The sequence below is a fragment of the Kitasatospora sp. NPDC048296 genome, assembly GCF_043201815.1.
In the GTDB taxonomy this organism is placed as follows: Bacteria; Actinomycetota; Actinomycetes; order Streptomycetales; family Streptomycetaceae; genus Kitasatospora.
The window spans coordinates 33619-57467 of record NZ_JBICZB010000037.1 but is presented as its reverse complement, the minus strand read 5'-3'; the positions used below and the strand labels follow the sequence as shown (position 1 = coordinate 57467).

Genomic DNA, 23849 nt, shown 5'->3' with positions numbered 1-23849 from the left:
AGTACGCCCGAACGCCACTGGTGGAGGACGCGCGGGGCGGGGGCGCGGGGCCGTGCGGCGAGGAGGCCCCCGAGGATCAGCCCGCCGCGGCCCGCGGGAACACCTCGCGCAGGAGCGGGTCGGGCAGCCCGCGCTTGCGCCACTCGCGCGGGTAGCCGAGCGAGACCTCCTCGAAGGGGACGCCGTCGTAGTTGGTCTTGCGCGGGATGTGCAGATGGCCGTAGATCATCGCGGCGGTGTTGAAGCGGCGGTGCCAGTCGGCGGTCAGCTCGGTGCCGCACCACTGGGCGAACTCGGGGTACCAGAGCACCTCGGTGGGGTGGCGGACGGTCGGGTAGTGGTTGACCAGGACGAGCGGGACGTCCGGGTCGCAGGCCGCGAGCCGTTGCTCGGTCAGCCGGACGCGCTCGCGGCACCAGGAGTCCAGGTCCGGGAACGGGTCCGGGTGGAGCATCCGCTCGTCGGCGCAGACGATGCCGCTCTCGTAGGCGGCCGCCAGGGACTCCTCCTTGGTGGTCGTGCCGGGCGCACGGAAGGAGTAGTCGTACAGGAGGAAGAGCGGGGCGATGCGGACGGGGCCGCCGGCGCCCTGCCAGAGCGGGTACGGGTCCTCGGGGGTGACGACGCCGAGGCCGCGGCACAGTTCCACCAGGTGCTCGTAGCGGGCCACGCCGCGGAGCTGGACCGGGTCCTCGGGGTGGGTCCACAGCTCGTGGTTGCCGGGCGCCCACACCACGCGGGCGAAGCGTTCGGCGAGCAGGCCGAGCGCCCACTCGATGCTGGTGGTCAGCTCGCCGACGTCCCCGGCGACGAGCAGCCAGTCGTCGGGGTGGGTGGGCTGGAGCTTCTCCACCAGGTCGCGGTTCTCCTGGTAGGAGATGTGCAGATCGCTCACCGCGAGCAGCCGCCCGCCCGCCCTGGTGGGCGTCGGCTCTGCGCCGCTGTGGATCTCGGTAGTCACTCCTGCCCCCTGTGTTCACCTGGTCAATGGGGCCACCCTACGTGGCGGTCCGGGGTCGTGGGCGGGGTTGACGGGATCAGCTGTTCGAGGGGTGGGACGAGGAGTTGAGGTCCGCTCAGGGACGGACCTCAAGCGGCACTCCTCCGGGGTGGGCCCCAGGGCTGGGCTCCAGGGCTGGACTCAGGAGCTGATGTCGATGAGCACACCGCGGGAGGTGGCGGTGGTGACGGCGAGGATGACCAGGGAGGCGATGCCGAGGGCCAGGCCGAGGAAGGCACGGCCGCGACGGCTGGTGCCACGGACCAGGGCCAGAGTGGCGAGGGTGATGGCGATCGGGCCCAGGACGATGTTGAAGAGCAGCAGGCCGGGAAGTCCGAGGAGGAAGGAGGCGATGGCCAGGTTGTCGGCTTCCGCGGTGCCCTGACGGTCGGTGGCGGCTCGGTCTGCGGCGCGCTTGGTGACGGCGCTTTCGGTGACGGTGCTCATGGCGGTGGCGAGTCCTCTCGGCGGAGTGGACGGGTCGGCTGGAGTGGCCGGAGCGGCCCGGTCAGCGGTGCCGCAGGCGGGCGATGCCCTCGCGGGCGCCGAAGCCGAGCAGCCAGGCGGTGATCGCGGCGGCGGCGGTGAGGAAGACCGGGAGGGGCAGGTGGGCGGCGGTGCCGATCAGGACGCCCATGGCGACCAGGGCGGAGAACAGGATCACGGCTGACTCCTTCAGCTGCGGGTGCGGCTGCGCCGGTTTCGGCTGTGTTTCGGTTAACAAGTGTTCACTGACTTCGGGCACCACTGTACGCCCGGCTGGCCAAGTTCGGCAAACGACTGTTTACTGAATGGCGTGAGTCACACCGTAGGGGTCAGACAGGCCCAGAAGCAGCAGAGTCGGCGGGCCTTGCTGGATGCCGGGCTGCACCTGCTGGCCGATCAGAACCTGGCGAGCCTGGGCGTCCGCGAGGTCACCCGCGAGGCCGGACTGTCGCCCGCCGCCTTCTATCGACACTTCCCGGATCTCGCCGCGCTCGGCGTCGCGCTGGTCGAGGAGTCGCTGGCCAGCCTGCACGTCATGATCCGTTCGGTGCTCGCCGAGGCCGGCGGTGCCGAGGAACTGATCGACCGGGCGGTGGACGTGATCCGGCAGCACGTCCGCGAACACCGGTCGCACGTACGCTTCCTGGCGCGCGAGCGGCACGGCGGGGTCCGGCAGGTGCGTGAGGCGATCGACGCCGAACTCGGCCGCTTCGCCGCCGAGGTGGGCTCCGCCCTGGCGCTCCAGCCGGTCTCGCGGGGCTGGAGCGAGCAAGACCTGCGGATGCTCGCCGAGTTGTACGTGGACCACATGGTGTCGACGGCATCCGCCTTCCTGGAGGCCCAGGAGGCGGACCCCGCCCGCGAGCGGCGGATCGCCGCCACGGCCCGGCTGCAGCTGCGCCTGATCAGCCTCGGTCGGCGCCACTGGCAAGGGAGTTGACCGTGCGGGTCGGCCGGAACCCCTGACGGCGCTCGACCGCTTGCCCTAATGTGCCGAATGGCCACTCCGTGATGGCGGCCCCCTTGACATGTCGCCATGTGCACGACAATTTTGGGAGACCCCCACACCGAGAGGTCTCTCATGAAGAAGCCGCTCATAGGCTTGCTCGCCGCGGTCCTGGTCGCCGGAGCGACCGCGCTGACCGGGGCCGTCCCGGCCCAGGCCGCCGCCGACACGACCACCAAGGCTGCCGAGGTCGCGACCACCAAGGTCGCGAACACCAGGGCCGCCGCCCGGCCCCTCGACGCCGTCGACTTCAGCGGCACGGTCGCGCTCAGCAACTGCTCGGGCTCGCTGGTCCGGATGCCCGGCTCGACCGGCAGCGACCCGGCGCTCGTGCTCACCAATGGCCACTGCCTTGAGACCGGCATGCCGGGCCCCGGCCAGGTGATCGTCGATCAGCCGTCCAGCCGCACTTTCACCCTGCTCGACGGCTCCGCCGGCGAGGTCGCCACGCTGACCGCCACCAAGGTGGTCTACAGCGCGATGACCGACACCGACGTGACGATCTACCAGCTCGACTCCAGCTACGACACGATCCAGTCCCAGACCGGGATCTCCCCGCTGACCGTCTCCGCCGACCACCCCGTCCAGGGTGCCGACATCCGGGTGGTCTCCGGCTACTGGAAGCAGATCTACTCCTGCTCGATCGACGGCTTCGCCTACCAGCTCAAGGAAGCCGACTGGACGTTCAAGGACTCGGTCCGCTACACCTCCGGCTGCAACGTGATCGGCGGCACCTCCGGCTCGCCGGTCGTCGACGCGAACACCGGCCAGGTCGTCGCCGTCAACAACACGATCAACGAGAACGGCGAGTCCTGCACCCTCGACAACCCGTGCGAGGTCGATCAGACCGGCGCGGTGACGGTCCACCAGGGCATCGGCTACGCCCAGGAGACGTACATCATCCCGGCCTGCTTCGGAGCCGGGAACAGCTTCGACCTCACCCTCCCGGGCTGCACCCTGGCCCGTCCGTAGGGCCGACCCCCGGCCGCAGGCCCGACCAGCCCGTGAGCCCTGACCCCGCCCGCGCGCACCCCATCAGCGGGCGACCCGCCCCGAGCAGCCGACGGAACCGAGGCAACGCCACTGACCAGCACCTTCCCCCGATGGACCACCCGCGACCAGGCGGGTGGTCCATTCGGCCGTCCACGAGGCGGCCGCCGCACCACCCGCACCGCAGAGTTGTGCCGACGAGGCATCCGTCATGTCCGTTGACCAGATGGAGAGTTGATGACCACCAAGCTGAGAAGACTGCTGGTTTCCGTGCTGCTGATACCGGTGTTCGCGATCGGCGGCCTGGCCACCCCGGCCTTCGCCGCCGGCGGTCAGGGCGCCGAGACGGCGGGCGCCGCCCACGGCCGCAGCCCGGCCGACGACCCGACCGCCGACATCAAGGACCGCCTGGCGGCGATCCCCGGGGTGACCATCACCGAGGAGAAGCCGACCACCACCGGCCACCGCTACTTCCTGGCCACCTACACCCAGCCGATCGACCACTTCCGCCCCTGGCTGGGCACCTTCCAGCAGCGCTTCAGCGTGCTGCACCGCGGCTACGACCGCCCGACCGTCTTCTACACCAACGGCTACACGCTGGGCACCAGCCCGTCCCGCACCGAGCCGACCCGGCTGGTGGACGGCAACCAGGTCTCCATCGAGTACCGCTACTTCACCCCCTCCCGCCCCGAGCCGGCCGACTGGTCCAAGGCCGGCATCCGCCAGCAGGCCGCCGACTCGCACAAGCTGGTGACCGCGCTGAAGCGGATCTACCAGCAGGAGTGGCTCTCCACCGGCGCCAGCAAGGGCGGCATGTCCTCCACCTACTACCGCCGGTTCTACCCGGACGACGTGGCGGGCACGATCGCCTACGTCGCGCCGAACAACACCGACGTCAACGACTACTCGGCCTACACCGAGTTCTTCCGCACCGTCGGCACCCCCGAGTGCCGCGCCAAGCTGAACGCCGCCCAGCGCGAGCTGCTGGTGCGTCGCGACCGCCTGGAGTCCCGCTACGTCGCGGACAACAAGGCGGCCGGCTCCACCTTCAACACCCTCGGCACTCCGGACCGCGCCTACGAGGCCGGCGTGCTGGACGTGGTCTGGGCGTTCTGGCAGTACAGCCTGGAGTCGGACTGCGCCAAGGTCCCGGTGGCCGCCACCGCGACCGACGACGAGCTGTACGCGTGGTTCGACGCGCAGTCGGGCATCACCGGCAACAGCGACCAGTCGCTGGCGAAGTACACCGCGTACTACTACCAGGCCGCCACCGAGCTGGGCGCGCCGTTCTTCGACGTCTCGTACCTGCAGGACCAGCTGCACTACGACTACAAGGAGCTCTACTCGGCCCGCTCCTACGTGCCGAAGGAGATCCCGACCGTCTTCAACCCGTACGCGATGCCCGACGTCGACCGATGGGTCAAGCGCGAGGGCGAGCGGATCATGTTCGTCTACGGCGGCAACGACCCGTGGGGCGCCAAGCCGTTCCACCTCGGTCGGGGCAGCGACGACAGCTACGTGTACACCGTGCCCGGCGGCAACCACGGTTCCAACATCGGCAAGCTGCCGGCCGAGCAGTCGGCGGAGGCCACCGCCAAGGTGCTGGAGTGGGCCGGCCTGGGTGACCAGGACACCGCCCGCTCGCTCGCCAGGTCGCCGCAGCTGGTCCCGTCCTTCGGCCCGCTCGACATCGAGGGCCAGCGACTGGAGCAGGAGCGCCGCCCGCTCTGACACCCCTTGGAAGGCCGACGAGGCCGACAAGGCTGACACGACCGGTAGGACCAGGAGGCCGCCCCACCCCGGGGCGGCCTCCCGCCGTATGCCGGCCACCATCCGCCGGCCGCGCGGCCCCGCCACCCGCCGACCCCCTCCCCGAAGCAGTGAATCAGTGCTTCAATGCTTCCATGGCCTACCGACGAACCCCCGCCGTGCAAGCCCGCCTGGACGCCCAGCGCGAGGCGGTACTGCAGGCCGCGGTCGGCCTGCTCGCCGAGCGCGGCTACGGCGGCTGCACCATGGCCGCCGTGGCGGAGCGCGCCGGGGTCGCCACCGGCAGCCTCTACCAGCACTTCGCCAACAAGGCCGAGCTGTCGGTGCAGCTGTTCCGCCGGGTGGTCACCCGGGAGATCGAGGCGGTCAACGCCGCCGTGGCCCGCCGGGACACCCCGCAGCGGCGGATCGCCGCCGTGGTCGAGACCTTCGCCGCCCGTGCGCTGCGCGCGCCCCGGCTGGCGTACGCGCTGCTGGTCGAGCCGGCCGACGCGGTGGTGGACGGCGAGCGCCTGGTCTTCCGGCGGGCGTTCCGGGACGTGATCGCCACCGAGATCGCCGCCGCCGTGGCGAACGGCGAACTCCCCGAGCAGGACCCGGTGCTGACCGCCGCAGCCCTGGTCGGCGCGGTCGGCGAGGCCCTGGCCGGCCCGCTCGCCGCCGCGCCGGTCGAAAGCGTCGGGCCCGAACACAGCGACAACACCACGGTGGTCCCCGCCCTGGTCTCCTTCACCCTGCGTGCCCTGGGAGGACGCGATGACAGCGACGCATGAGGTCACCAACCAGGTGCCCCTGCCGTACGGACACGACACCGCCGCCGACCCGACCCTGCTCGCCGCCCTGGACCGGGCCGGCGCCGGCTGGGCCGAGCCCGAGCTGCGCGAACTCGGCCGCCTGGCCGGCTCCGAGCAGGCCGCCGACTGGGGTCGACTGGCCAACGAGAACCCGCCCGTGCTGCGCACCCACGACCGCTTCGGCCACCGGATCGACGAGGTCGAGTTCCACCCCTACTGGCACGAGCTGATGCGCACCGCCGTCTCGTACGGTCTGCACGCCGCGCCCTGGCGGGACGAGCGGCCCGGCGCCCACTCCGCGCGCGCCGCCAAGTTCTACGTCTGGGGCCAGGTCGAGGCCGGCCACACCTGCCCGATCTCGATGACCTACGCCGCCGTTCCGGCCCTGCGCCACAACCCCTCCCTGGCCGCCGAGTTGGAGCCGCTGCTGGCCGCCACCGAGTACGACTACGGGCTGCGCGAGCCGCGCACCAAGCGCGGGCTGATCGCCGGCATGTCGATGACCGAGAAGCAGGGCGGCTCGGACGTCCGCACCAACACCACCACCGCCGCCCCGCACGCCGACGGCACCTACCGGCTCACCGGCCACAAGTGGTTCACCTCGGCGCCGATGTCCGACCTCTTCCTGACCCTCGCCCAGGCACCCGGCGGGCTCAGCTGCTTCGTGCTGCCGCGCGTCCTCCCGGACGGCAGCCGCAACCGGCTGCACCTGATGCGGCTCAAGGACAAGCTCGGCAACAAGTCCAACGCCTCCGCCGAGTTGGAGTACGACGGCGCGGTCGGCTGGCTGGTCGGCGATGAGGGCCGGGGTGTGCCGACCATCATCGAGATGGTCAACATGACCCGCCTGGACTGCACGATCGGCGCCGCCTCCGGCATGCGCTACGGCACCACCCGGGCGGTCCACCACGCCCTGCACCGCCGGGCGTTCGGCAGGACGCTGGTCGACCAGCCGCTGATGCGCAACGTGCTGGCCGACCTGGTCGTGGAGTCCGAGGCCGCCACCGTGGTCGCGATGCGGCTCGCCCAGTCCACCGACCTCGCCCTGGCCGGGGACGAAACCGAGGCACTGGTACGGCGGTTGGGCCTAGCAGTGGCCAAGTACTGGGTGTGCAAGCGCGGTCCGGCGCACTCCGCCGAGGCGCTGGAGTGTCTGGGCGGCAACGGCTACGTGGAGGAGTCCGGGATGCCCCGGCTCTACCGCGAGGCGCCGCTGGTGTCGATCTGGGAGGGCTCCGGCAACGTCGCCGCCCTGGACGCGCTGCGCGCCATGGCCAAGCGCCCGGAGACGGTCGACGCCTTCCTCGGCGAACTCGACGCCGCCGCCGGCGCGGACCGCCGGCTGGACGCGGCGGTCGCCGAACTGCGCAAGCAGCTCAGCGACCTGACCGACCTGGAGTACCGCACCCGGCGGCTGGTCGAGTCGATGGCGCTGGCCTTCCAGGGCTCGCTGCTGGTCCGGTACGGCGACCCGGCGGTGGCCGACGCCTTCTGCGCCACCCGCCTGGGCGGCGACCACGGGGCCGCCTTCGGCACCCTGCCGCCCGGCGTGGACACCGCCGCGATCATCGACCGCGCCCGCCCGGTGCCCGCGTGAGCGCCCGAGAAGCCGAAGAGGTACGGGAGTTCTGGCAGTCCCTGGGGCTGCCCGGACTGATCGACGTGCACACCCACTTCATGCCGAAGAACGTCCTCGACAAGGTGTGGGCGTACTTCGACGCGGCCGGCCCGCTGGTGAACCGGCCCTGGCCGATCACCTACCGCGAGGCCGAGGAACAACGCGTCCGGCGGCTGCGGGAGTTCGGCGTCCGGGCGTTCACCTCGATGCTCTACCCGCACAAGCCCGGCATGGCCGCCTGGCTGAACGCCTGGGCCGCCGACTTCGCCGCCCGCACCCCGGAGTGCCTGCACACCGCGACCTTCTTCCCCGAACCGGGGGCGGCCGGGTACGTGGCACGGGCCGTCGAGGACGGCGCGCGGGTGTTCAAGGCGCACCTCCAGGTCGGCGGCTACGACCCGACGGACGCGCGGCTGGACGAGGTCTGGGGGCTGCTCGCCGAGACCGGCACCCCGGTGGTCACCCACTGCGGATCCGGTCCGGTGCCGGGCAAGTTCACCGGGCCCGGCCCGATCGGCGAGGTGCTGGAGCGGCACCCCGGACTGGTCCTGGTGGTCGCCCACCTCGGCATGTCCGAGTACCGCGACTTCCTCGACCTCGCCGAGCGCCACCCGGCCGTCCGGCTGGACACCACCATGGCGTTCACCGACTTCGCCGAGGTCGACGCCCCGTTCCCGCGCGACGAACTGCCGCGGCTGCGCGGGCTCCAGGAGCGCGTCCTGCTCGGCAGCGACTTCCCCAACATCCCGTACCGGTACGTCCACCAGCTGGAGGCGCTGGCCGGGCTGGGCCTGGGGGAGGAGTGGCTGCGGGCGGTCTGCCACGACAACGCGGCCGCCCTGTTCGGGCTCAGCTGACCGCCCGCAGCACGCCCAGCGCGTCCGCGTGCAGCCCGGGCGCGGCGGCGAGGAAGCTGTCGGAGCCGGCCGTCCAGGCCGCCCCGGCGGCGTCCGTCACCGCCGCGCCCGCCTCGCTCGCGATCAGCGCGCCGGGCAGCAGGTTGCCCGCGTCCGCGCCGTACTCCCAGAACAGCGCCAGGTGCCCGGAGCCGACCTGGGCCACCTGCAGCGCGGTCGGGCCGAGGTTACGCACCGCGAGCACCGCGCCCGCCATCGCGGACAGCGACTCGCCCGCCCGGCGCAGCGCCACCGGGTCGTCGGCCACCCGGGGCGGCTGGCTGGTGGCGGCGACGGTGACCGCCAACTCGCGCTCCAGCGGCGCGATCGGCCGCCCGTCCAGCTGCGCCCCGCCGCCCAGCACCGCCCGGTAGGTCCGGCCCGCGCCGAACAGCTCCGGGGCGTGCACCACGGCCAGCACCGCCGCGCCGTCCCGCACCAGCGTCGCCGTCACCGCCCAGTGGGGCTGCCCCAGCAGGTACTGCACCGCACCGTCGGTCGCGTCGCACACCCACCACTCGCCCTCGCCGGGCACCGAGCCGTCCAACTCCTCCGGCACCCAGCCGGCCCGCGGGTACAGCGCGCTCAGCCGCTCGCGCAGTTCGGCGGCGGCCGGGCCGTCCAGCTCCGCGAAGCGCGCCGCCGCCTGCGCCGCGGTCCGTGCCGGCGTCGGCTCGACCGGCCGACCGGCCGCCAGCCTCCCGCCGACCTCCCGCACCGCGGCCTCCACACCCTCCGCCAGCGTCCACAGCTCGTCCATCGCGGCGACTCCTCCGTTCCCGGGCCGGTTCGCTCCGGCCGCCCAGGACAAGGAGTACCGTCAGGGCTGCCGAACAGGACGCTCAAGCGGGCTCGGAACGACGGAGATCGGACACCATGGACCTCACCACGACCGATCCGGACACCGTGCTGGACACCCTCGACCGCCGCCTGGTCTGCGCGCTCCAGCTGGACGGACGGGCCGAGCCCGGCCGGATCGCCGAGGTGCTGGGCGTCTCCGCCCGGACGGTCACCCGGCGCCTGAGCCGGATGCGGCAGGCCGGGGTGCTGCGGGTGGTCCGGATGCCCGACGTCGAGGACGCCGCCGTGGGCGCGCTGGTGCTGCGGGTCCGGGTGCTGCGCGGCCGGGTGGACGCGATCGCCCGGGCGCTGGCCGACCGGCCCGACGTCCCCTTCGTCGACGTGATGCTCGGAGGCCACGAGGTCGGCGCCGTGATGCTGAGCGACGCCGGCGCCCGCGACCGCCTGCTGTACGGGCAGTTGCCCGCGACCGAAGCGGTCACCGAGACCACCACCCACGCCGTGCTGCACGCCTTCGCCGACGCCGGGCAGTGGCGGGCCGACGGGCTGACCGACCAGGAGGCGGCCGCACTGGCCCGTCCGGTCGTGCCGCGCCCCGCCGCACCCCCGCCGCTGGACGACCTCGACCGCCTGCTGCTGGAGCGGCTGGGGGAGGACGCCCGGCAGTCCCACGCGGTGCTGGCCGGGGCGGTCGGCGCCCCCGAGTCGACCGTACGGCGCCGCCTGCACCGGCTGGACGCGCTCGGACTGCTGCGCACCCACGCGACCGTGGACCCCCGGCTGCTCGGCATGGCCGTGGACGCCAACCTCTGGCTGGACGTCCCGCCCGGCCGGCTCGCCGAGGTCGACACCGAGCTGGCCCGCCACCCCCGGGTGCACGGCCTCTTCGCCACCAGCGGCCCGGCCAACCTGCTGGCCACGCTGTTCTGCCCGGACCACGGCGGCCTCTACCGCTTCCTCACCGACACCCTCGGCCCGCTCGGGGTCACCCGCGTCGAGACCGTGATCACGGCCCGCGCGGTGAAGCGGGCCGGCGTGCTGCTCCGGCAACCGGGCCGATGAGGCCCTGAGCCGACCGGTCTTACCCGTGGGGTAATCGACGCCCGCCGGACGGCCCGGCAGGCTGGAGGAACCCGGCCGGCGCCGCCCCGCCGGGGAGCCGAACCCCTGCCAGGAGGCCGATCCGCCATGTCCGCGAACACCCTCGCCCCGACCGGTTCCGTCCTCTCCCCGTGGACGGTGCGCGGCGTCCTGCGCCTGGACGTCCTGGCGACGGGGGGCAACGGCCTGGCCTACCTGGCCTTCGCCGGTCGGTTCGGCGAACTGCTGGGGCTGGACCGCGCCGTGGTGGTCGGGCTCGGGGCCCTCCTCACCGGCTACGCGCTGGCGGTCGCCGCGCCGGCCGCCCGCCGACGGCCGCCGAGGCCCGCCGTCCTGGCGGTGGTCGGGGTCAACTCGACCTGGGTGGTGCTCAGTTCGGTGGTCACGGCGGTCCACCGCGCGCCCACCGCGGTGGGCGCGGTGTGGATTCCGCTCCAGGCCGCGGTGGTCGCCCTGTTCGTGGTCCTCCAGCTCGCCGCCCTGCGCCGCTCCGCCCGGCACTGATCCGCCCGGCGCTGCTCCGCCTCGCGTCGAGCCGCCCTACACCCCTGCCGAGGACGGGTCCGGACGCTCCGGCCCCACCGCAGACTGCAGGAAGCGGACGGTCTCCGCGTCGGCCGGCAGGAAGGCCTCCAGGGCCAGTTCGGAGACGGTCACGTCCAACGGGGTGTTGAAGGTCGTGACGGTGGACAGGAAGGAGAGCACCCGCCCCTCGTGCCGCAGCCGCAGCGGCAGCGCGAAGGGGCAGTTCTCCTCCTCCGTGGCCCCGCCGGCCGGCTCGGGGTAGTCGCGCACCTCCTCGTACAGCTGCCGCAACGACTCGCTGCGGACCAGTTCCAGCTGTCGCGCCATCCGTTCCAGCAGGTGCCGCCGCCACTGCCGGTGGTTGACGATGCGCGGTGCCAGCCCCTCCGGGTGCAGGGCGATCCGGACCGCGTTCAGAGGCGGCTCCAACAGCTGCGGGGCGACGCCCTCCAGCACCAGCACGGCCGCGCGGTTGGCGGCCAGCACCCGGAAGGTTCCGTCGATCACCACCGCCGGGTACGGGTCGTGCGCGGCGAGCAGCCGCTCCAGGCCGGCGCGCAGCGCGTCCATCGACGGGTCGTCCAAGGGCGTCTCGGGGTACTGCGGGGCGTAACCGGCCGCCAGCAGCAGGGCGTTGCGCTCGCGCACCGGGACGTCCAACTCCTCGGCCAGCCGCAGCAGGAGGGCGCGGCTCGGGCGGGAGCGGCCGTTCTCGACGAAGCTGAGGTGCCGGGCCGAGGAGTCCGCCCGCAGTGCCAGTTGCAGTTGGCTGAGCTGTCGTCGCTCGCGCCAGCCGCGCAGCAGCGGGCCGACGCCGGTCCCCGTCGGGCTGCCCATGCCCGCCATGATCGTCATGGCCAAGGACGGTACTCGAACCGACCCGGTCGGTGGGAGGGGACCGGGCGGATCGGGCTTCGCGGGGCCGCTCAGGCTCCGGTGGTCGACCCCGGTCGGACGATCATCAGCACCACGACCACGGCCCACAGCAGGTTGAACACCCCGGCCGTCATGGGCAGCATCCGCAGGCCGCCGACCGCCTTGGTGTGCTGCTCGTCCTTCGGGTCGAGACCGAGCGCGTCCACGGCGGCCTGCTGGCCGGGCAGCACGAAGAGCAGCAGCGAGAGCGCGGCGATCGCGGTGAGCACCATCGAGGCGATCAGCCAGGACTGCCCGAGCACGTCCATCACCTGCGCCAGGCCGATGCCCAGCACCGGCACCGCGACGCCGAGCAGGGCGTAGACCTGGGTGATCCGGTGCAGGACGCGCAGCACGCCCGCGTCCGAGGCCTGGTCCGGCCCGCCGGCCAGGGCGGCCTTCGCCCGGCGGGGGAACATGCTGACGGCCACCGCGACCGGGCCTATGAACAGGACCGACGCGAGGACGTGCAGGCTCAGCAGGAACTTGGCCATGGCGGGGCACCCTTTGATCCGGTGGGTAGCTGGGTCGGCGGGCGCGCGCCGTCGGCGTGCCCACGACCAGGCACGCTAACACCGCTTATTCACCGGCCCCGCGCTCGGGTGCCCCTGGTCCTACCCGGCCGCGGCCAGTTCGACGATGCGCGGCGGGGCGGTGCTGACCGCCGCGACGGCGGCGCCGTGCTCGGGGTCGGTCCAGTCGAGCAGGTGCAGGTCCTCGTGCCGGCTGCGCAGCGGGGCGCCGGGCGGGACGTCCAGTGGCAGGGCGGAGAGGTCGATCCGTCCGAGGGTGTCCAGGGTGGCCCGCCCGATCTTGATCAGCGACTCCTTGCGCACCCACTGCCGCAGGAAGGCCCGGTTCGGCTCCGGCGCCGCCTCGACCAGGGCCAGCTCGGCCGGGGCGAGCACCCGGCGGGCGACCGCGCGCAGCGAGCCGCTCCGGGCGGCCAGCTCGACGTCCACGCCGACCGGCTGGTAGCCGGCTCCGGCCGCCACCACGCCGCTGGTGTGGGACAGGCTCACGTGCACCCCGGGGTGGTCCGGCAGGTACGGCTTGCCGTGGTCGGCGAGGCCGCAGTCCGGGCACTCCTGGGCGAGCACCACCTCGACGGCCGGGACGCCGAGCAGCCGGGCGGCGCAGAGCCGGACCAGGACGTGCCCGGCGGTGTAGTCGGTCCGCCCGGACTCGTGCCGGAAGCGCTCGGCGCGCGCCCGCTCGATGTCGGTGAGCAGGTGTTCGCCCGCCTCGGGGTGGCGCAGTACGGCGTCGGCGGACGCGACGGCGACGAGCGGCGCGCTCTGGTCCTGGGCCTCGGTGGTCATGCCGTCCAACCTAGCCGGGGCGGCGGCCCGGCGGTTGCTCGGGCCGGGCGGGGCGGGCCTTGGGACTCCCGGACGGACGACGCCGACGGCGACGGCCTCAACTCCCCCTCGGGGTCAGCGTCTCGGCGGGTAGTCCGCGAGCCCCGAGCCGAGCAGGCCGAAGGCCCGTTCCACCGCCGCCTCGACCCGGCCGCGCACCGCGTCGGTCGGCTCGCCGGCGACCATCGCCCGCCGGATCTCTGCGAGCACCGCACGGTGGGCGCCGGCCACGGCACCGGCCACCACCCGGGGGAGCGGGTCCTCCGCCCCGGCCCCCGACTCCTCGGCGAGGACGGCCGCCAGCGCCGCCTCGGCGCGCTCGCCGAGCTCCAGCAGTCGGGCCCGCAGCGCCGGGCTGTCGTCGATGATCCGCCAGAACGCCGCCATCCGCGGGTTGAGGCCGATGGTCGGCTCACCGTCGGCGACGGCTGTCAGCAGGTCGGCCCGTACGGCGTCCACGGCGGAGCTGCCGGCGGGCCGTCCCCGGACGACCTCGGCCAGGTGGGCGACCACCTCGTCCTGTCGGTCGAAGAACAGGTCCTCCTTGGTCGGGAAGTAGTTGAACACCGTGTTGGGCGAGACCCCGGCAGCGCGGGCCACCTCGACCACCGTGACCCGCTCGAAGCCGCGCTCGGCGAACAGGCCCATGGCGGTGTCGGCCAGGAGCTCCCGGGTCTGCTGCTTCTTGCGTTCGCGAAGTCCCATGGCGGAATCCTACGGGCGAACCATGGTGTCGCAGCAAATTTGCAGTGGCACCAAAAATATCCGCTACGGTGTCGGCATGACCTTCACCTTCGGCATCTATCCCGGCGGGCTGCTCGGCGACGACACCGGCCTGATCGAACCCGTCCGCCCCGACGACCCCGCGCGGATCGCCGCAGCCCTGCGTGAACTCCAGGGTGACGCACCCGAGTTGATCGTCCGCGCCTATCGGCTGTTCCCGGACGGCGCGCACACCCCGGAGCGCCCCGAGCAGTACGCCGTCGAGGGCCGCAAGCTCGACCTCGTGCTCCAGTTCCGGGAGCGCAGCGGGGAGTTGGCGGGCTGGCTGGACTTCGTCCGGCGCACGGTCCGGGCCGAGGGCGGCCGCCTGGCCTGCGTACAGATCTGCGAGGAGCCCAACCTCGACCTCCCGCCCGTGGACGGCAGCATCCCGAACGTCTGCCGGGCGCTGGTCGAGGGCGTCATCGCGGCCAAGGAGGAGGCGCTGACCTGCGGCTACGACCGGCTGGCGGTCGGCTTCAATGCGGTGCCGTCCTTCGGCGCCGCCGCCGACACCTTCTGGGACGAGCTCGGCGAGCTCGGCGACGAGCGTTTCCACCGCGCCCTGGACTACGTCGGCGTGGACTTCTTCCCGGACGCCTTCTGGCCCGTCCCGGCCGACCAGCTCGCCGGCGCCGTACGGGCGGTGCTCACCGGATTCCGTGACGACGCGCTGCCCCGGGCCGGGATCGGGCCGACCGTCCCGCTGCGGATCTGCGAGAACGGCTGGCCCACCGGCCCCGGGCGGAGCGAGGAGCGGCAGGCCGAGGTGGTCGAGGAGGTGGTCCGGACGGTCGCCGGGCTGGCCGCCGAACTCACCGTCACCGGTTACACGTTCTTCGCCCTGCGCGACGCCGACAGCGCGGGCCCGGGACTGTTCCACCACTTCGGCCTGCTGCGCGACGACTACACCCGCAAGCCGGCCTTCGACGTCTACCGCGAGCTCGTCGCGGAGTTGACGGCCGGTCCGGACGCGCCGTAGCTCAGTGGGCCTCGAAGAACCGGTCCACCGTGCGCCGCTCGGCGGCGATCGCGTGCACCGGTTCGCCGACCACCCGGCCGACCAGGGTGACGGCCGGCCCGCCGACAGCCTGTCGCAGCCGGGTGGCCGCCGCGGCCCGGTCGGCGGCGGGCAACGAAGGCGGACCGAACCCCTCCGGTTACGTCACCTCGCCCCGGCGGGAGAAGCGCTCCTCCCGCCACTCGCCGCTCGCCAGCACCTCGGCCAGCTGCCGGGCCGCGTCCCAGACCTCGGTGTACGAGAGGTAGAGCGGCGTGAAGCCGAAGCGCATCAGGTCCGGCGCCCGGAAGTCCCCGATCACCCCGCGCGCGATCAGCGCCTGCACCACCGGGTACCCGTCGGCGTGCCGCAACGCGACCTGGCTGCCGCGTCGGGCGTGCTCGCGCGGGGTCGCCACCTCGACCCCGTCCAGGCCCTCGACCAGCGAGACGAACAGGTCGGTCAGCGCCAGGCTCTTCGCCCGCACGGCCGCCAGGTCGGCCCGCTCCCAGACGTCCAGGGAGGCGCCCAGCGCGGCCTGGCCGAGCAGTGAGGGCGAGCTGGTCAGGAACCGGCCGATGCCCGGCTTGGGGTCGTACCCGGGCTCGAAGGCGAACGGGCGGGCGTGCCCGAACCAGCCGCTCAGCGGCTGCACCGGACCGGCCGCCAGGTGCCGCTCGGCGACGTACAGGAAGGCCGGCGAGCCGGGGCCGCCGTTCAGGTACTTGTAGGTGCAGCCGACCGCGAAGTCCGCGTTCGCGGCCGCGAGTTCGACCGGCAGCGCGCCCACCGAGTGGCACACGTCCCAGATCATCAGGGCGCCCGCGGCCTGCACCCGGGCGGTGATCCCGGGCATGTCCAGCAGCTCGCCGGTGCGGTAGTCCACGTGCGAGAGGACCACCGCGGCCACGTCCCCGTCCAGGTGCCCGTCCAGCTCCTCCGGGCGGATCAGCAGGCTGCGCCCGCCCTCGACCAGGCCGGTCACGCCCTCGGCGATGTACAGGTCGGTCGGGAAGGCCTCGGCGTCACCGAGCACCGTGCGCCGCCCGGGGCGCAGCGTGAGCGCTGCCGAGAGCACCTTGAACAGGTTCACCGAGGTGGTGTCGCAGACGACCACCTCCGCCGGATCGACGCCGATCAGCGGCGCGATCCGCCGCCCCAGCCGGTACGGCTGCTCGAACCAGCCGGCGTCGTTCCAGCTGCGGATCAGCTCCCGGCCCCACTCCTCCTCGACCACCTGCCGCACCCGCTCCGGGGTGCGCACCGGCAGCGCGCCCAGCGAGTTGCCGTCCAGGTAGATCACCCCGTCCGGCAGGGCGAACTCCTTGCGGAACGCCGCCAGCGGGTCGACGGCGTCCAGCGCCGCGCACTCCTCGCGCGTGATCATGCCCATTCCTCGGTCCCCTCGCTCGCAACCAGTCCCGTCGCCGCTCCGCGGCCCGTCACCGCTCCGCCGCCTGCCGCGGTTCGTCCCGTCACAGCTCGTCCCGGATCGTCCACAGCTCGGGGAAGACGTCCTGCTCGGCCGACTTGCGCAGCCAGGTCAGCCCGCTGGAGCCGCCCGAGCCGGGCTTGCCGCCCATGGTCCGCTTGACCGCGGTCAGGTGGCGCTGGCGCCAGCGGGTGACCCGCTCGGCCACGTCCAGCAGCGCCTCGCCGAGCGGCTGCAGGGCGGCGAACTGCGGGTCGGTGTAGACCCGGCGCCAGGCCGCCGCGACCTCCTCGGAGGGCTGGTAGCGCTGCTCGGAGGTCTCCGGGCGCACCGCGAGGCCGCGCCGGGCCAGCAGGGCCAGCGCCTCGTCGTAGAGGCCGGGGGAGCGCAGCGCCTCGGCCAGCTCGGCCCGCGTCCCGGGCATCTCCGCGTACATGTTCAGCAGCGCGGCGTTCTTGTTGCCGAGCAGGAACTCCAGGTGCAGGAAGGCCGAGGACTGGAAGCCGGAGGCCTCGCCGAACAGCGCGCGGAAGGAGTTGAACTCCTGCGGGGTCATGGTGGCCAGCAGCTCCCAGGACTCCACCAGCACGTCCTGCACGTGGGTGCCGCGGCGCAGCGCGGCCAGCGCGGCGGTCAGGTCGTCCTCGCGCAGCGCCTGCCGGGCCTGCGTCCACTCGTGCCGCAGCAGGTCGAAGAGCAGCTCCATCACCTGGGTGGTGACGATGAACGACAGCTCGGCCGGCTCCTTGCTGCGCGGGTGCTGCAGGCTGTGCAGCTCCTCCAGGCGCGCGTACTGCGCGTACGGGGTGCCCCGACCCGGCTCGCCGCCCCGACCGAACGACAGGTTGGGTGTCTCCACCGTGTCGTGCCCCATCCCGATCCCTCCTGATCCGTCCGGGCCTGGTCGCCCGGGGCCGGCGGGAGCGGACGGACGTCCTGGTTCCGCCGGGGAGCCCATTGTGCGGCGCCATGGCCCCCCGCTTGAATGGCCGACGAGCACCGCAACCGCGCTTCGGGCTGTCGTTCGCGAGGCGTTCGGGCGATCTGCTTTATGAATGAAAAACCGCTGATCACAACTGCTTTTCGGGAGTCGCCATGGACGCCGTCGATCGCCGCCTGCTGGCCGAGCTGCAGGCCGACGCCAGGCTCTCGTACAACGAACTCTCCCGTCGGGTGAGCCTGTCCGCACCCGCGGTGGCCGAACGGGTCCGCCGCCTGGAGGCCGACGGGGTGATCAGCGGCTACCACGCCCACGTCGACCTCACCCGGGCCGGGCTGCCGATCACCGCGCTGGTCCAGATCCAGTGCTACGGCCCGCGCTGCGTGCTGCGCGACCCCGAGGTGGAGACCTGGCCGGAGGTGCTCCAACTGCACCGGGTCACCGGCGGGGCCTGCTGCGTGCTGCTGGTCGCGGTGTCCACGATGGCCGAGTTCGAGGCGTTGTGCGACCGGCTCGGCGGCTACGGCCAGCCGTCCAGCTCGATGATCCTCTCCAGTCCGGTGCCCTGGCGGCCGGTGGAGCTGCGGTAGGCGCGTGAGCGTCGAGGAGTGGGGAGTCCCGTACGGCGGGGTCCGTGGGGCGGGGTCCGTGGGGTCGGGGCCCGAATCTCCGCGCGGGGTGGTTCATTCCTCGCCGCCGGAGATTCGCTCGGATGGCGGCCCCGACTCGAACGGGTGCGCGCTCTCGGGTGCCATGGAGGTACGACCACTCCTTGGCGGAAACGAGGATGCGACATGTGCCTGAACCGTAAGGACCTGGGCCTGCTGGCCCTGCGCGGCGCGGTCGGCGGGGTGCTGATCGCGCACGGCGCCCAGAAGCTGTTCGGTTGGTTCGGTGGTGGCGGCCTGGAGGGCACCACCAAGGCCATGGACCAGATGGGTTTCCACCCGGCCCGGGAGAGCGCCGTCGCGGCGGGCCTCGGCGAGGCGGGCGGCGGGGCGCTGGTGGTGGCCGGGCTGGCCACCCCGGCGGCCGGCGCGGTGGTGGCCGGGACGATGGCCACCGCGGTGGCGGTGCACGCCCCGGCGGGGTTCTTCGCGATGTCCGGCGGCTACGAGTACCCGGCCCTCCTCGGCGCGACCGGGCTGGCGATCGGCCTGGCCGGGCCGGGGCGGTACTCGCTGGACCACCTGACCGGGCACGTCTTCGACCGGCCGTGGACGGGCGTGCTGGCCTTCCTGGCGAGCGCGGCCGGCGCGTACGGGGTGCTCGCCCGGCGGCGCCACGCGGTGCGACTGCGCGAGGAGCGGGCGGCGGTGGAGGCGGACGAGCAGGAGGGCTCCGGGCTGTCGTAGCCGTCGGCCCGGCGGCCTCGTCACCCGGAGGAACCACCCCTGCTGGCGGTGGCTCCCGGGCCCTCGGAGGGTGGGCGGGGAGGTGTGCCGGGCAGCCCGGCGCCGGGCAGAAACGAGGACCGAATGGACCGCCAGCCGCTCACCCGAGCCCTCCCGCCGCGCGTCACCGCGCAGCCTCCGGAGCGACCGGGCGATCACCGCCGTCGGCTGGTGGCGGGGACGTTGGCCGCGGTCGCGCTCGGTGCGGTGGTGTTGGCGGGCTGCTCCTCCGGCAAGAGCGCGAACAGCAAGGCCTCCGAGGCGGCGAGTGCGGTGCAGAAGGCGGCGAGCGCCGCCGCCTCCGCCGCCTCGGAGCTGGCCTCGGCGGCGAGTGGGGTGGTGGGCGGGCTGGGCGGGGCGATCGCCTCGGCGCAGGCCGAGGCCTCGGCGGCGATCTCGGCCGCCTCCTCGGCGGTCGCCGGGATCAAGGGCGGGCTGGACGCCAAGGCGGACGTGGCCGTCGAGGCGGTGACCATCGGATCGGACGGCAAGGCGCAGGCGAAGCTGACCGTCACCAACCACGGCCAGCAGTCCTACCGGTACGTGATCCAGCTGAACTTCACCGACGGGAGCGGCAAGCTGCTGGACGCGACCGCGGTGACCGTCCAGGACGTGGCGGCCGGCCAGAGCGCCCAGGCCACCGCGCGCAGCAACCTGGACCTCTCGGGCACGGTCAGGGCCGAGGTGGGGAACGCCGTCCGCTACTGAAAGCCCTGCTCGGCGCGAGGGTCGAACCTTAAGCGCGGCTCAAGGGCCAACGGCACCCCTTGACGGGGGAGTTGGTCTAGTCCATTTTTGTTGCCCAGGTGCAGGGAGCCCCTGAACCGGCGTCACCGGCCTCGTGCCGGGGGCGCCGGTTCGGCACATCCCGGTGTCCGTCACGGCCTGATCCCGCTCGATCCCCAAGCCATACCTGTCATGTCCCGGTCGTCCGACCCCACCCGGACGTGCGACCCCACCGGGACGACGGCATCCCCCACAACCAGGAGTCACGCACTCATGCTGCGCTCACGCATTGAAAGGGCCGGGGCCCCGGCTCCGGACGGAGCCCGTCGGCGCCGCCCGAAGAGCCTGGCCGCCGTCGCGGCCGGCACCGCCGCCTCCCTGCTGCTCGGCGCGGGCCTCGCGCTGTCCGGCGGCGCCGCGGCCAACGCCGCGACCACCAACTCCACCGGCGCACCCGCCACCAGCGGCGGCATCAAGGTCGCCTACTTCGACCAGTGGTCGGTCTACGCGAACGCGTACTACCCGAAGACGATCCAGGACACCGGCGTGGCCGGGAAGCTGGACTACCTGATCTACGACTTCGCCAACATCAACCCGACCGACCTGGGGTGTTTCGAGGCCACCAAGGCCGCCGACACGAACGACAACAACCCCAACGCGGGTGACGGCGCGGGCGACGCGTTCGCCGACTACCAGAAGAGCTTCGGCGCGGACATCTCGGTCGACGGCGTCGGCGACGTCTGGAACCAGCCGATCGCGGGCAACTTCAACCAGCTGAAGAAGCTGAAGGCGAAGAACCCCAACCTCAAGGTCCTGCTCTCGATCGGTGGTTGGACCTACTCCAAGTACTTCTCGCAGGCGGCCGCGACCGACGCCTCGCGCAAGCACCTGGTGTCGTCCTGCATCGACATGTTCATCAAGGGCAACCTCCCGACCGACGCCGGCTACGGCGGCCCGGGCTCGGGCGCCGGCATCTTCGACGGCATCGACATCGACTGGGAGTACCCGGGCGGCGGCGGCCACACCGGCAACATCTCCAGCCCGGCCGACAAGCAGAACTTCACCCTGCTGCTGCAGGAGTTCCGCAACCAGCTGGACGCCCAGGGCAAGGCCGACAACAAGACCTACGCCCTGTCGGCGGCGGTCGGCGCCGGCCAGGACAAGATCATGAACGTCGAGACCGACAAGATCGGTCAGTACCTGACCTTCCTCGACGTCATGACCTACGACATGCACGGCGGTTGGGACCCGCAGGGCCCGACCAACCACCAGGCCCCGCTGTACTCCGGCCCGAACGACCCGTCGACCCCGGCCAAGCCGGGCAACGGCAAGTACTCGATCGACAACGCCATCAAGGCGTGGACGGTCGGCGACGCGCAGTACGGCATCCCCGGCGGTTTCCCGGCCAACAAGATCAACATGGGTGTGCCGTTCTACTACCGCGGCTGGACCGGCGTCCAGAACAACGGCAGGAACGGTCTCTTCCAGCCCGCCACCGGGCCGGCGGGCGGGGCCGCGATGTCCGGCAACGTCCCCGGCATCCAGATGTACAAGGAGCTGGGCGGCTTCGTCGACAACCCGTCCAGGACCTTCTGGGACGACGCCGCCAAGGCCACCTACTTCTACGACGGCACCACCTTCTGGAGCGGTGAGGACGCCCGGTCCATCCAGGCCAAGCTGGACTACGCGCACTGCAACGGCCTGGGCGGCTCCTTCGCCTTCTCGCTCTACGACCTGGGTACCAACACCACGCTGTTCGACACGATGGTGAACGCCACCAACGGCTCCGCCGCCGGCTGCCCGGCCCCGCCGACCGGCACGCCGTCGCCCACCCAGACCCCGACCGGTACGCCCACCGGTACGCCCACGGGCACCCCGACCGGCACGCCCACCGGGACCCCGACCGGCACCCCGACCACGCCGGCCACCTGCCCGGCCGCCCCGAGCTGGGACCCCAACACCACCTACGCGGCCGGCGGCACCAAGGTCTCGTGGAAGGGCCACTACTACACCAACAAGTGGTGGACCAAGGGCGAGGACCCGACCCTGAGCGGCCAGTGGGGCGTCTGGGCCGACAACGGCCCCTGCTGATCGGCTGACCGCCTGATCCGGCCGACCGCCTGACCGCCTGACCGCCCGGGGCCCCGACGGGCCTCGCGGCACCCGTCCGAAGCACCGACGGTCCGGCCCGCCGGGGGAGCGCCCCCCGGCGGGCCGGACCGCGTCGCTACCCCAGGTCGGCGGTGCGCCCCAGCGCGTCCGGCTGGCTCTGCTCGATCCGCCGCAGCATCCGGGCCAGCAGGCCGGAGAGCGCGGTGCGCTCCTCGCCCGCGATGTCCTGCAGCAGCTCCTCCTCGAACACCGCCGCCATCCGCATCGACTCCAGCCACTTGTCGCGGCCGTTCTCGGTCAGCTCGATGATCACCCGCACCCGGTTGGACTCGTCCCGCTCTCGGGTGACCAGGTCCTCGGCGACCATCCGGTCGATCCGGTGCGTCATCGCGGCCGGGGTGAGCCCCAGCCGCTTGGCCAGCTCGCCGGGCCCCAGTCGGTACGGGCTGCCGGCCACCACCAGTGCCTTGAGCACCTCCCACTCCGCGGAGGTGATTCCCAGCACAGTCAGCTGCCGGTCGTACGCGACGCCCATCCGCCGGGCGACCCGGGACAGGGTCTGCACGATCGTCTCCACCTGGGGGTCCACGGTGGGGAATTCCCGCTGGTAGAGGGCCACCTGCTCGGCGATGCCGAGCTCCAGGGGGGTGGCCGGCAGGGGCTTGCCGGGAGCCGGCGCCGGCTTGTCCGTAGTCATGCCGACAGTGTCGCACGCGGACGTGCATCTCTTAAGCCTTTGACTCCACAGTCTTCCGGTGCTAAGACTTTATCTCGTCAAACTTTAGCTCTGAAATCTTCCGGCCTTAAGAGTTCAACTCGACAGTCCGGATGACCTGGAAGGGATGTGCACGGTGACCGGCACGGTGAAGCAGCAGAGGCAGCAGCGACGTGGGGCGGGCAGCCCGCTGCGCCGCGTCCAGATCGGCAACGCGCTCAGTGCGTTCGGCAGCGGGTTCACGATGCCGTACATGTTCGTGTACGTGGACCAGGTGCGCGGGCTGGGCTCGCTGGCGGCCGGGATGGTGTTCACCGTCTTCGCGCTGGCGGCGCTGGCCGTCCTCCCGTTCACCGGGCGCGGCATCGACAGGTACGGTCCCCGTCCGGTGCTGCTGGCGGGTGCCGCGCTCGCCGCCACCGGCGCGTTCGCCTTCGGTCACGCCACCGACACCCCGGCCCTGCTGGTGTCGTCCTTCCTGTTCGGCGCGGGTGTCACCACCTGCCAGCCGGCGCTGGCCACGATGATCGTCCGCTGCTCGACGGCGGCGACCCGCTCGCACGCCTTCGCGCTGCAGTTCACCCTGGTCAACCTGGGCATGGGCATCGGCGCGCTGGTCGGCGGGCAGATCGTCGACGTCGCCGACCCGGCCAGCCTCACCCGGCTGTTCACGATCGAGGCGGCGACGTTCCTCGGCCTGGCCCTGGTCACCGGCACCGCCCGGATGTCCAAGGTCCAGCTGAGCGTCGTCCACGAGAAGGCCGACGGTCCGACCGGTCTGCGCGCCCTGTTCGCCGACAAGGCGATGGTGCGGCTCTGCGTCCTCGCCGGGCTGATCTTCTTCACCTGCTACGGCCAGTTCGAGTCCGGTGTCGCGGCCTTCGCCACCGACACCGTCGGCACCGCGCCGTCCACCCTGGGCTTCGCGATCGGCGCCAACGCGCTGACCATCGTGGTCCTGCAGATGTTCATGGTGCGGATCACCGCGCGCCGCCGCCGCACCACCGCGATGGCCGCGGCCGGCCTGGTCTGGCTCGGCGCCTGGACGATGGCCCTGGTGGCCGGTCTGATCCGGACCGAGACCATGGCCGCCACGGTCGCGATCGTCTCGATCTACGCGCTGTTCGGCGTCGGTGAGTCGCTGCTCGCGCCCACCATGGGCCCGATCGTCGCGGACCTCGCCCCGGCCCGGCTGCTCGGCACCTACAACGCCGGGTACGCCCTGGTGAAGCAGATCGCCGTCGCGGTCGGCCCGGCCGTCGGCGTGCTGCTGGTCGGCTCCGGCACCTGGCCGCTCTACCTGGCGGCCATGGCGGGCTCGACGCTGCTGATCGTCATGCTGGCGCTGCGGCTGCGCCCGTACCTCACGGCGGAGCAGGACAACGCGGCCCCGGCCGTGGTCCGCACGGCGGTCCCGCTCCGGGAGCTGGAGACCGCCGCCTGACAGATATCGAACAGGTAGCGGGCGCCGACCCTGGTCGGCGCCCGTTGCGCTTGGTTTCCTG

26 protein-coding genes are annotated in these 23849 nt (G+C 72.8%); 14 read left to right on the top strand and 12 right to left on the bottom strand.

Annotated features, from left to right (window positions below; translation table 11 throughout):
- Nucleotides 1–76 precede the first annotated feature (76 nt).
- The 3 genes from ACGF12_RS22265 to ACGF12_RS22255 all read right to left on the bottom strand — a co-directional run bounded on the left by ACGF12_RS22265 (nt 77) and on the right by ACGF12_RS22255 (nt 1664).
- Entirely contained in the window at nt 77–961 is an 885-nt protein-coding gene (locus ACGF12_RS22265) for a metallophosphoesterase family protein (RefSeq protein ID WP_393032651.1), read from the bottom strand.
- Nucleotides 962–1141: 180 nt separating this feature from the next.
- Nucleotides 1142–1447 carry a DUF4190 domain-containing protein gene (locus ACGF12_RS22260; RefSeq protein ID WP_393032648.1) on the bottom strand — a complete coding sequence of 102 codons (306 nt, stop codon included), beginning with the start codon at nt 1445–1447 and terminating at the stop codon, nt 1142–1144.
- Between the two features lie 61 nt (nt 1448–1508).
- The gene (locus ACGF12_RS22255) at nt 1509–1664 is read right to left on the bottom strand and encodes a hypothetical protein (RefSeq protein WP_380610684.1); all 156 of its coding nucleotides are present in this window, start codon (nt 1662–1664) and stop codon (nt 1509–1511) included.
- A 132-nt stretch (nt 1665–1796) separates the two neighbouring features.
- On the opposite strand from ACGF12_RS22255, the gene ACGF12_RS22250 reads away from it, so the two are divergent.
- From ACGF12_RS22250 to ACGF12_RS22225, 6 genes are all read left to right on the top strand, one after another.
- The gene (locus tag ACGF12_RS22250; RefSeq protein ID WP_393032644.1) at nt 1797–2426 is read left to right on the top strand and encodes a TetR family transcriptional regulator; all 630 of its coding nucleotides are present in this window, start codon (nt 1797–1799) and stop codon (nt 2424–2426) included.
- Nucleotides 2427–2567: 141 nt separating this feature from the next.
- The gene (locus tag ACGF12_RS22245) at nt 2568–3464 is read left to right on the top strand and encodes a trypsin-like serine peptidase (RefSeq protein ID WP_393032641.1); all 897 of its coding nucleotides are present in this window, start codon (nt 2568–2570) and stop codon (nt 3462–3464) included.
- A gap of 255 nt (nt 3465–3719) precedes the next feature.
- A complete protein-coding gene (locus ACGF12_RS22240; RefSeq protein ID WP_393032638.1) occupies nt 3720–5213 on the top strand; it encodes a S28 family serine protease in 1494 nt (497 codons plus the stop codon).
- Between the two features lie 173 nt (nt 5214–5386).
- Nucleotides 5387–6025, top strand: coding sequence for a TetR/AcrR family transcriptional regulator (locus ACGF12_RS22235; RefSeq protein ID WP_393032634.1), 639 nt, complete (start codon nt 5387–5389; stop codon nt 6023–6025).
- A complete protein-coding gene (locus tag ACGF12_RS22230; protein ID WP_393032631.1) occupies nt 6009–7643 on the top strand; it encodes an acyl-CoA dehydrogenase family protein in 1635 nt (544 codons plus the stop codon). Before ACGF12_RS22235 ends, ACGF12_RS22230 begins: the two co-directional genes overlap by 17 nt.
- Nucleotides 7640–8521, top strand: coding sequence for an amidohydrolase family protein (locus ACGF12_RS22225; RefSeq protein ID WP_393032628.1), 882 nt, complete (start codon nt 7640–7642; stop codon nt 8519–8521). The genes ACGF12_RS22230 and ACGF12_RS22225 overlap by 4 nt, the downstream gene beginning before the upstream one ends.
- Here ACGF12_RS22225 and ACGF12_RS22220 read toward each other — a convergent pair.
- Nucleotides 8514–9320: an inositol monophosphatase family protein gene (locus ACGF12_RS22220; RefSeq protein WP_393032625.1), complete on the bottom strand. Its 807-nt coding sequence runs from the start codon at nt 9318–9320 to the stop codon at nt 8514–8516. The two genes, ACGF12_RS22225 and ACGF12_RS22220, sit on opposite strands and share 8 nt — an antisense overlap.
- Nucleotides 9321–9436: 116 nt before the next feature.
- Here ACGF12_RS22220 and ACGF12_RS22215 point away from each other — a divergent pair, with 116 nt between their 5' ends.
- Nucleotides 9437–10423, top strand: coding sequence for an Lrp/AsnC family transcriptional regulator (locus ACGF12_RS22215; RefSeq protein ID WP_393032622.1), 987 nt, complete (start codon nt 9437–9439; stop codon nt 10421–10423).
- Nucleotides 10424–10549: 126 nt separating this feature from the next.
- Nucleotides 10550–10966, top strand: a complete 417-nt coding sequence (locus tag ACGF12_RS22210) for a hypothetical protein (protein WP_393032619.1) — start codon at nt 10550–10552, stop codon at nt 10964–10966.
- Nucleotides 10967–11002: 36 nt separating this feature from the next.
- Here the strand turns inward: ACGF12_RS22210 and ACGF12_RS22205 are convergent, their stop codons facing one another.
- The 4 genes from ACGF12_RS22205 to ACGF12_RS22190 all read right to left on the bottom strand — a co-directional run bounded on the left by ACGF12_RS22205 (nt 11003) and on the right by ACGF12_RS22190 (nt 13968).
- A complete protein-coding gene (locus ACGF12_RS22205) occupies nt 11003–11842 on the bottom strand; it encodes a helix-turn-helix domain-containing protein (protein WP_393032616.1) in 840 nt (279 codons plus the stop codon).
- Between the two features lie 71 nt (nt 11843–11913).
- Nucleotides 11914–12396 (bottom strand): DUF2269 family protein, encoded by a 483-nt coding sequence (locus ACGF12_RS22200; RefSeq protein WP_393032613.1) that lies wholly within the window; start codon nt 12394–12396, stop codon nt 11914–11916.
- A 120-nt stretch (nt 12397–12516) separates the two neighbouring features.
- Nucleotides 12517–13224, bottom strand: coding sequence for a 4'-phosphopantetheinyl transferase family protein (locus ACGF12_RS22195; protein WP_393032610.1), 708 nt, complete (start codon nt 13222–13224; stop codon nt 12517–12519).
- 114 nt (nt 13225–13338) lie between these two features.
- Nucleotides 13339–13968 carry a TetR/AcrR family transcriptional regulator gene (locus tag ACGF12_RS22190; protein ID WP_393032607.1) on the bottom strand — a complete coding sequence of 210 codons (630 nt, stop codon included), beginning with the start codon at nt 13966–13968 and terminating at the stop codon, nt 13339–13341.
- Between the two features lie 76 nt (nt 13969–14044).
- Between ACGF12_RS22190 and ACGF12_RS22185 the strand changes: the two genes are divergently transcribed.
- Entirely contained in the window at nt 14045–15007 is a 963-nt protein-coding gene (locus tag ACGF12_RS22185; RefSeq protein ID WP_393032604.1) for a hypothetical protein, read from the top strand.
- Nucleotide 15008: 1 nt separating this feature from the next.
- Here the strand turns inward: ACGF12_RS22185 and ACGF12_RS22180 are convergent, their stop codons facing one another.
- The 3 genes from ACGF12_RS22180 to ACGF12_RS22170 form a co-directional block, all read right to left on the bottom strand.
- Nucleotides 15009–15161: a hypothetical protein gene (locus tag ACGF12_RS22180; RefSeq protein ID WP_393032601.1), complete on the bottom strand. Its 153-nt coding sequence runs from the start codon at nt 15159–15161 to the stop codon at nt 15009–15011.
- 24 nt (nt 15162–15185) lie between these two features.
- Nucleotides 15186–16412 (bottom strand): kynureninase, encoded by a 1227-nt coding sequence (gene kynU / locus ACGF12_RS22175; protein ID WP_393032598.1) that lies wholly within the window; start codon nt 16410–16412, stop codon nt 15186–15188.
- An 88-nt stretch (nt 16413–16500) separates the two neighbouring features.
- Complete coding sequence (locus tag ACGF12_RS22170; RefSeq protein WP_393032595.1) at nt 16501–17331, bottom strand: tryptophan 2,3-dioxygenase; 831 nt, start codon at nt 17329–17331, stop codon at nt 16501–16503.
- Nucleotides 17332–17552: 221 nt separating this feature from the next.
- On the opposite strand from ACGF12_RS22170, the gene ACGF12_RS22165 reads away from it, so the two are divergent.
- From ACGF12_RS22165 to ACGF12_RS22150, 4 genes are all read left to right on the top strand, one after another.
- Nucleotides 17553–17987, top strand: a complete 435-nt coding sequence (locus tag ACGF12_RS22165) for an Lrp/AsnC family transcriptional regulator (protein ID WP_380610665.1) — start codon at nt 17553–17555, stop codon at nt 17985–17987.
- A 204-nt stretch (nt 17988–18191) separates the two neighbouring features.
- Complete coding sequence (locus tag ACGF12_RS22160; protein ID WP_393032591.1) at nt 18192–18752, top strand: DoxX family protein; 561 nt, start codon at nt 18192–18194, stop codon at nt 18750–18752.
- A 123-nt stretch (nt 18753–18875) separates the two neighbouring features.
- On the top strand, nt 18876–19499 hold the full coding sequence (locus ACGF12_RS22155) for an FxLYD domain-containing protein (protein ID WP_393032588.1): 624 nt from the start codon (nt 18876–18878) through the stop codon (nt 19497–19499).
- 291 nt (nt 19500–19790) lie between these two features.
- Nucleotides 19791–21608, top strand: a complete 1818-nt coding sequence (locus ACGF12_RS22150; protein WP_393032585.1) for a glycosyl hydrolase family 18 protein — start codon at nt 19791–19793, stop codon at nt 21606–21608.
- Between the two features lie 136 nt (nt 21609–21744).
- On the opposite strand, the gene ACGF12_RS22145 is transcribed toward ACGF12_RS22150, so the two are convergent.
- On the bottom strand, nt 21745–22326 hold the full coding sequence (locus ACGF12_RS22145; protein WP_393032582.1) for a MarR family winged helix-turn-helix transcriptional regulator: 582 nt from the start codon (nt 22324–22326) through the stop codon (nt 21745–21747).
- A 154-nt stretch (nt 22327–22480) separates the two neighbouring features.
- On the opposite strand from ACGF12_RS22145, the gene ACGF12_RS22140 reads away from it, so the two are divergent.
- A complete protein-coding gene (locus ACGF12_RS22140; RefSeq protein WP_393032579.1) occupies nt 22481–23788 on the top strand; it encodes an MFS transporter in 1308 nt (435 codons plus the stop codon).
- Nucleotides 23789–23849: the final 61 nt, after the last annotated feature.

Bases quoted from the DNA above. Each gene is read 5' to 3' on its own strand.
- ACGF12_RS22190 (WP_393032607.1), bottom strand. From the start codon at position 13,968: ATGGGACTTCGCGAACGCAAGAAGCAGCAGACCCGGGAGCTCCTGGCC.
- ACGF12_RS22205 (WP_393032616.1), bottom strand. From the start codon at position 11,842: ATGACGATCATGGCGGGCATGGGCAGCCCGACGGGGACCGGCGTCGGC.
- ACGF12_RS22150 (WP_393032585.1), top strand. From the start codon at position 19,791: ATGCTGCGCTCACGCATTGAAAGGGCCGGGGCCCCGGCTCCGGACGGA.
- ACGF12_RS22240 (WP_393032638.1), top strand. From the start codon at position 3,720: ATGACCACCAAGCTGAGAAGACTGCTGGTTTCCGTGCTGCTGATACCG.
- ACGF12_RS22220 (WP_393032625.1), bottom strand. From the start codon at position 9,320: ATGGACGAGCTGTGGACGCTGGCGGAGGGTGTGGAGGCCGCGGTGCGG.
- ACGF12_RS22160 (WP_393032591.1), top strand. From the start codon at position 18,192: ATGTGCCTGAACCGTAAGGACCTGGGCCTGCTGGCCCTGCGCGGCGCG.
- ACGF12_RS22215 (WP_393032622.1), top strand. From the start codon at position 9,437: ATGGACCTCACCACGACCGATCCGGACACCGTGCTGGACACCCTCGAC.
- kynU (WP_393032598.1), bottom strand. From the start codon at position 16,412: ATGATCACGCGCGAGGAGTGCGCGGCGCTGGACGCCGTCGACCCGCTG.
- ACGF12_RS22165 (WP_380610665.1), top strand. From the start codon at position 17,553: ATGGACGCCGTCGATCGCCGCCTGCTGGCCGAGCTGCAGGCCGACGCC.
- ACGF12_RS22230 (WP_393032631.1), top strand. From the start codon at position 6,009: ATGACAGCGACGCATGAGGTCACCAACCAGGTGCCCCTGCCGTACGGA.
- ACGF12_RS22245 (WP_393032641.1), top strand. From the start codon at position 2,568: ATGAAGAAGCCGCTCATAGGCTTGCTCGCCGCGGTCCTGGTCGCCGGA.
- ACGF12_RS22155 (WP_393032588.1), top strand. From the start codon at position 18,876: ATGGACCGCCAGCCGCTCACCCGAGCCCTCCCGCCGCGCGTCACCGCG.
- ACGF12_RS22185 (WP_393032604.1), top strand. From the start codon at position 14,045: ATGACCTTCACCTTCGGCATCTATCCCGGCGGGCTGCTCGGCGACGAC.
- ACGF12_RS22145 (WP_393032582.1), bottom strand. From the start codon at position 22,326: ATGACTACGGACAAGCCGGCGCCGGCTCCCGGCAAGCCCCTGCCGGCC.
- ACGF12_RS22260 (WP_393032648.1), bottom strand. From the start codon at position 1,447: ATGAGCACCGTCACCGAAAGCGCCGTCACCAAGCGCGCCGCAGACCGA.
- ACGF12_RS22210 (WP_393032619.1), top strand. From the start codon at position 10,550: ATGTCCGCGAACACCCTCGCCCCGACCGGTTCCGTCCTCTCCCCGTGG.
- ACGF12_RS22200 (WP_393032613.1), bottom strand. From the start codon at position 12,396: ATGGCCAAGTTCCTGCTGAGCCTGCACGTCCTCGCGTCGGTCCTGTTC.
- ACGF12_RS22235 (WP_393032634.1), top strand. From the start codon at position 5,387: ATGGCCTACCGACGAACCCCCGCCGTGCAAGCCCGCCTGGACGCCCAG.
- ACGF12_RS22195 (WP_393032610.1), bottom strand. From the start codon at position 13,224: ATGACCACCGAGGCCCAGGACCAGAGCGCGCCGCTCGTCGCCGTCGCG.
- ACGF12_RS22170 (WP_393032595.1), bottom strand. From the start codon at position 17,331: ATGGGGCACGACACGGTGGAGACACCCAACCTGTCGTTCGGTCGGGGC.